The sequence below is a fragment of the Pseudoalteromonas sp. MelDa3 genome, assembly GCF_002863625.1.
Classification (GTDB): Bacteria; Pseudomonadota; Gammaproteobacteria; order Enterobacterales; family Alteromonadaceae; genus Pseudoalteromonas; species Pseudoalteromonas arctica.
Genome location: NZ_PJBR01000262.1, coordinates 1 through 6,843 on the forward strand (window position 1 = coordinate 1; position 6,843 = coordinate 6,843).

Below are 6,843 nucleotides of genomic sequence, written 5' to 3' on the forward strand. Positions count from 1 at the left end.
AAAAAGTGATTTTGTCCAGAACGCCGGGAAATTAGCTTCAGGAACTATCCTCGCTCAAGTTATTGTTTTTGCTACTTTACCAATATTATCACGGCTTTATTCACAAGAAGCATTCGGCTTATTGTCTGTTTTCGCTGCAATCGTTGGATTTATTAGTTCTTTTGCAACCTTAAAATACGACACTGCTTTAGTATTGCCGAAGGAAGATAAAGATGCATATGCGCTTTTAAAGTTATCTAATATTGCCACGATATTTATAACAGTTTTTTGCATTGCTTTTATGTTTTTACCAGTAACTTATTTTGAAAAATATCAAGATTTACAAATTTTGATAGGGCTGGGTGTGCTGCTAAGTATTAATTATAATAATTCAGCACTATGGAATATCAGGTACAAACACTTTAATCACACAGCTATAGCTGGAGTGTTGCAGGCAGTAGCTATTTTTTTGTTTCAGTTTTTGCTTTATTATAGCTATGAGTTAAAGGGGCTCATTTTAGGTAATATTGCTGGAGTATCAATAGCTGGTTTTTATCTTTTATATACACGCCATTTTAATTGGGACTATTATAAAAAAATAACAAAACAGGATATGCTGAAGCAAGGGAAAAGGTACATCGACTACCCTAAATACTTTACTGCCTCGAATGCTATTTTAAGTTTTACCTCAAGTTTACCTGTGCTTTTATTCGTGAATTATATACCTCTAGCTCAAATTGGAGTTTATGGTCTAGCCTTGCGATTAATAAATCAGCCTGTAGCGCTTCTAGCAAATTCAATTCGTAGTGTTATTCTTGCAGATATGGCTAAACGAAGAAATTTGAACAGACCAATTTTGAAATGGTACTCAAATGTATTTTTGGGATTGTTAATTTTATCCTTAATTTCTTCGATTGCGGTGATATTCTTAGGTGATTACATAGTACCTTTTCTTTTAGGTGAGGAGTGGGCGCGTGCAGCTACATACGCTAAAATGTTAACCCCTCTTTTAATAGGTATGATGATAGCATCGCCCGGTACAGCTGCAATTCGTGTATTTGAAATGCAAAAATATAACTTTAAATACTCAATTGTCTCTCTCATGGTAAAAGTAGTAACGCTTATAGGGCTTTTTAATTACCTAACGCTGACTTTTGAATGGGTTATTCTTATTTACTCAATAATAAGTTTGATTCTTATTATTGGGAACAATATAATTATTTGGGTTAAAATTAAATCATATGATAAACATATTACAGCGCTTTAGGTTTAAACTTTATAAGACTCTTTTAAGGTTACCGTTTTTTAGTCGGTATGCTCAAACGTTTTATGCAATGTTAGGTGTTAGTGGTAATGGCTATAGGATCAGTGCAAAGATAACGCTGATTGGTAATTATAAGTTTTTGGAGTTAGGTAATCAGACTGAAATTAACACAGGTTGTTTTTTATTAGTTAAAGATAAAATATCAATAGGTGATAACTCTACTTTAGCCTATCAAACTACGATATTAACCAGCGCAAATCCAAATGGTCCCCATAATAAATTATCTATAATATATCCTAAAATGACAGCACCAGTAATAATTGGACATGATACATGGATTGGCGCTAGAGCTATTATTTTACCAGGGGTGAGGATCGGTAATTATTCTATTGTAGCGGCTGGTTCTGTAGTGAATAGTGATATCCCTGATTACACTGTAGTAGCTGGTATTCCAGCTAAAGTTGTTAAAACGTTAGACCCTAAAATATTTGAGTAATATGAAAAACATTGTCATCACGTCAGGCACTGCTGTGGGTAGTGTATTATCACTGGCTCAAAGTATTGCCGCAACGAAAAAATGTAAAGTTTATGTTTTATGCACTGATAAAAAAGCAAGCAACATAATAGGCTTGAGTAAATTTGTAGATAAGGTTATTTATATTAATGCTGAAGATGAATGCAATTATATAACTCAAGTTCAAAACTGGCATAGAGGGGTTGGTTTCACAGAGAAACCGGTGCTTTACTTTACTACTGATACGTCCTGTTTCTATATAGATAACCATAGGGATTGGTTTAATGAATACTTCACTCTTTGTATGCCATCATCGGAAATAATACAAACATTTACTCAGAAAGGGCTTGCAGAAGTAAAAGCGGCCGAATTTGGTTTAATTGTCCCTCGAACTCAAGTAATAAAAAATAAGAGTGATATCAGCACAGTAATATACGATTTTAATTTCCCGGTGATTCTAAAACCACGAGCTACATATTTAAAAGATGGATTAAACTTTAAAATAAAAGTAATTCAAGATAAGCAAGAATTTAAATCATTTGCCATTCGCCATATTAGTATGAACAGCTCTTTATTATGCCAAGAATTTATCCCTGGTGACAACGATACTTCATATTATTACCTATTTTATAGAAATAAAAATGGTGACTTATTTGAAAGTATGGGAAAAAAGACCCTTCAATCTACTTCAAATGGAGGTATCATGCTAAAAGGAAAGGGGGAATTCAATAAAAATCTTTCTAGCATTAGTAAGTCATTTTTAAACAATATAGACTATCAAGGCATCGGTGGAATAGAGTATAAAAAATACAATAATCAATTTTACTTTATTGAAATGAGCGTTCGTCTTGAGGGTTTCTTTAAATTAAATGAAATATCACACTCTAATTTATCACTCATTTCATATATGGATATTACAAATGAATCCTCTTTTAATAAAGTAAGTCAGCCATCACAAGAAGATGGATATATCTATATAGATTTCTTATCGACTTTTATAAATCATGTTAAAAACCGAGCCTACAAATTAATTCTTTCAGATATTTTTCAGATTGTTTTTAATAGTAAAGTGAAGCTTAATGTATTTTCAAAAAATGATTGTAAGCCTTTTTTTTATCAATTAATTAGTACGATTAAGAGTAATAAATAATGGATTTTCATTTTATAAAAAATGTTTTAAGTAACAAAACACATAAGTTTATTAATGAGCGCCGTGGGTGGAAAACTGATAGGAAAATAGTAATAATCGAGTCTGATGACTGGGGTAGTATTCGGATGCCTAGCCGAAGTGTTTACGAAAAATCCTTAAAAAAAGGGCTTGATGTAGATAAATGTGCATATTGTAAATACGATACTTTGGCATCCACTGATGATCTAGATGCTCTATTCAATACTTTAACAAAGTATAAAGATCATAAGGGAAATCATCCAATCATTACAGCAAATACGATAGTAGCTAATCCCGATTTTGAAAGGATTAAAGCTGACAAATACGAGAATTATCACTATGAAGTTTTTACTGACACTCTAAATAAGTATGAAAATACAAATTTTGATATGTGGAAGCATGGGATTTCTAATAAATTATTTTACCCACAGTTACATGGGCGGGAGCATTTAAATATTGAAAGATGGTTAATGTGTCTGCAAAATAAATCAACGGAACTTCACTTTGCTTTTGATAATAGTTTTTTTGGTGTGAGTCAATCTATTAGTAAAGAGAGTAATCCTAGCTTTATGGCAGCGCTAGATTATGATACTGGTGAAGGTAAAGAGCAAGGAAACCGAGCGATCGAGGACGGAATAGAAATTTTTAGCGACTGTTTTGGATTCAATTCCAAGTCATTCATAGCCCCTAATTATTTTTGGCATAGTGAAACAGAGAAAATATTATCGGCTGGTAATGTGAAATATCTACAGGGAGGCTTCGTTCAAAAAGTACCTTCTGCTAACTCAAAATATCATTATTTAGGTGAAAAAAATAACTATAACCAAGTTTATCTAACCAGAAATGTTATTTTTGAGCCAGCATCATTTGTAAATAAAGATTGGGTTTCAACTGCATTGAAGCAAATTAAACATGCATTTAAAGTTAATAAACCTGCAATTATCAGCACTCATCGTGTTGCCTTTATCGGTTCAATATTTGAAGAAAATAGAAGTAAAAATTTAAAATTACTCCAGCTACTATTACATGAAATCTTAAAACAATGGCCTGATGTAGAGTTTATGCATTCCGCTGAGTTAGGTGATTTAATTAAGGCAGAGCAATAGCATTTATGAAAATGATTATTACAGGTGATTTGGTTGTAACTGGTTCTTACGACCCCCAATTAAGTATCGATACTGATTTAATTAAGCTTTTCTCAACTTCTGATTACAATATAGTAAATTTAGAAGCCCCAATTACACAAAGTGAAAATAAAATAATTAAAACAGGTCCTCATATTAAGGCTAATTCTGAAAGTACGATAGGTGTATTTACATGTCTAAATATAAATATAGCTGCATTAGCTAATAATCATATTAAAGATTATGACGAAGAAGGAGTGCTTGATACGCTTGATTTTTGTCACAAAAATAGCATTGAAACAGTTGGTGCAGGACGTAATATTGTGGATGCTTCACTTACTCATTTCATAAATACAGACCAAGGCACTGTTGCAATTATTAATATTGCTGAAAATGAGTGGGCTAGTGCTGATAGTAATTCAGCAGGAGCTAATGGCATGGATTTAGTTAAAGATATCCGAAAAATTCAAAAGGCAAAAAAAGAAAGTGATTATGTTTTCGTTATTGTTCATGGAGGGCATGAGTACTACAATTTACCTAGTCCAAGAATGCAGGAACAATACCGTTTTTATGCTGAACAAGGCGCTGATCTTGTGGTTGGGCATCATACACACTGCGTAAGTGGATATGAAGTTTATCAAGGTGTACCTATTTACTATAGTTTAGGGAACTTCTTATTTACAATGGATAGTGCTAAGCAGGATTGGTACACTGGCGTAATACTTGAGATCGAGTTACATAATAATAGACTAAAAACTAAACTTCATCCCGTTGCCCAAGGAAAAGATAATTTCAGTTTGACGTTACTTACAGGAAATAGAAAAGCTGAAGTTTTAAAACAAGTTAGTGAGTTATCTGCAATAATTCAAAGTAAAATTCTATTGGCTAAACACTGGAATACTTACATTGAGTTGAAAAAATCAGTTTATTTGAATCATTGGTCTCCCAAAGTCTTTATTAAAAATCGCTACTTTTTACTAGCATTAAATAAGTTAAAAATGAACTTTACAAATACAAAAGGGTTGGCATATTTCTCAAATTTAATGCGCTGTGAAGCCCATCATGACCTATCTAAAGCAGTATTAAAGGAAAGATTAAAAAAATGAAATTAGCTATTCATCATCGGACGGGAAGCTTTTCAGAACGTTGGATTGCTTACTGCAAGAAAAAACACATCGACTATAAAGTAGTTAACGCATTTGATAGCGATATAATACAACAGCTTAATGATTGTGACGCATTTATGTGGCATCACCACCACAATGAATTTAAAGATGTACTTACAGCGAAAAGAATCTTATTTTCTCTTGAACATGCAGGGATAAGAGTTTTTCCTGAATTTAAAACAAGTTGGCATTTCGATGATAAAGTTGCTCAGAAATACTTACTTGAAGCTATAGATGCTCCGATAGTTCCAAGCTATGTGTTTTATGATAAAGAAGTTGCTATAAAATGGGCTGAAAAAACTATATTTCCTAAGGTTTTTAAATTAAAAGGTGGTGCTGGTGCTTCTAATGTAAAATTAGTCAAAAATAGAAAGCAGGCAATTAAGATCATAAACCGGGCTTTTAGAAGTGGCTTTCCACAATTTGATAAATTAGGTTATTTCTGTGATTCAATTAAAAAATACAAAGCAGGGCTAATTTCGTTTTCGTCGGTTATAAGGGCAAGCGCACGGTTGTTTATTACCACCGACTTTGCAGGAATGCAGCCTCCAGAAAAAGGCTATGTTTATTTTCAAGATTTTATCCCGAATAATGATTCAGATTTAAGAGTTATTATTGTAGATAATAGAGCATTTGCTGTAAAACGCATGGTTAGGGATGACGACTTTAGAGCCTCTGGTAGTGGTATTAAAATTTTTGATAAAAATAAAATAGACTTGGAATGTATTAAAATTGCTTTTAAAGTTAATAAAAAGTTGCAGTCTCAGTCAGTTGCTTTTGATTTTGTATGGGATGATAACGGGAAACCTTACTTGATAGAATTAAGTTATGGGTTCGCTGTACAATTTTATGATCCATGTCCTGGCTATTGGGATGCTAATTTTGATTGGCATGAAGGTTTTTTTAATCCACAAGAGTGGATGGTTGATAATATAATTAGTAATTTTAGGTCAATTAAATGAGCTTTTTATTTACTTTTCATAGAGAATTTTAATGTACCAGTATAACCCTAGATATATCGGTATAACTTTTTTTAGAAACATGAAGTTTATATTACTATGCTTGTTTACTTTTTTTCTAGGATATGAATACTGGAAAGAAGCATATATTTTCGGTGGGTATACAATTACAAAGGCATTAGGACTACTTTATTTTGTTTGTGCATTATTAAGCATTAAGGATTCTTTTTCTATCAATGAAGATAATATCAAGCAATTGGGTAGTCTGTTTGTTCTGTTTGTTTTATTTGCTGTATCAAATACCTCAGCACACATTTTTGGGTCTGGAAAATTAAGTGCCTTACTCCTGTTAATGCCCCTTCAATATCTGTTCTTATATTGGATTGTTACTAATGAGCTAAGAGGTAAAGCTACAAAGAAAAAAATTGTATTGATATTTTTTATTTTAGGCATCTTATCAATATACATTTTAGCTATTAATGGTATAGGTTTGCAATCTTCAAATGATGGGGACGCCTTAGAGTCTACTGAGAATATCAAACGACTTTGGTTTATGGGGATGAATCCAAATATATTAGGAGCTCTTTCTGCTCTTGCATCAATCTCATTAGTTTATTTACTGATAGATTGCGATAGTAAAACAACAAATTATAGATATATTTTGTTGTT

General features: G+C 32.3%; 7 protein-coding genes. All 7 read left to right on the forward strand.

The genetic code is table 11. The features are described from left to right. Positions 1 to 1,246, forward strand: a 1,246-nt coding sequence (locus tag CXF89_RS21020) for a lipopolysaccharide biosynthesis protein (protein WP_145990865.1), incomplete at its 5' end; no start/stop codon positions are given. Between the two features lie 67 nt (positions 1,247 to 1,313). Continuing rightward, positions 1,314 to 1,739, forward strand: a complete 426-nt coding sequence (locus tag CXF89_RS21025; protein ID WP_219621674.1) for an acyltransferase — start codon at positions 1,314 to 1,316, stop codon at positions 1,737 to 1,739. A 1-nt stretch (position 1,740) separates the two neighbouring features. Next, positions 1,741 to 2,907 carry a hypothetical protein gene (locus CXF89_RS21030; protein ID WP_145990866.1) on the forward strand — a complete coding sequence of 389 codons (1,167 nt, stop codon included), beginning with the start codon at positions 1,741 to 1,743 and terminating at the stop codon, positions 2,905 to 2,907. Further along, entirely contained in the window at positions 2,907 to 4,031 is a 1,125-nt protein-coding gene (locus CXF89_RS21035; RefSeq protein ID WP_121955672.1) for a hypothetical protein, read from the forward strand. The genes CXF89_RS21030 and CXF89_RS21035 overlap by 1 nt, the downstream gene beginning before the upstream one ends. A 5-nt stretch (positions 4,032 to 4,036) precedes the next feature. Beyond that, on the forward strand, positions 4,037 to 5,155 hold the full coding sequence (locus CXF89_RS21040; RefSeq protein WP_121955673.1) for a CapA family protein: 1,119 nt from the start codon (positions 4,037 to 4,039) through the stop codon (positions 5,153 to 5,155). Beyond that, positions 5,152 to 6,177: an ATP-grasp domain-containing protein gene (locus tag CXF89_RS21045; RefSeq protein WP_121955674.1), complete on the forward strand. Its 1,026-nt coding sequence runs from the start codon at positions 5,152 to 5,154 to the stop codon at positions 6,175 to 6,177. The genes CXF89_RS21040 and CXF89_RS21045 overlap by 4 nt, the downstream gene beginning before the upstream one ends. Before the next feature lie 31 nt (positions 6,178 to 6,208). Beyond that, the coding region (locus CXF89_RS21050) for a hypothetical protein (RefSeq protein ID WP_145990867.1) at positions 6,209 to 6,843 on the forward strand (635 nt) is incomplete at its 3' end.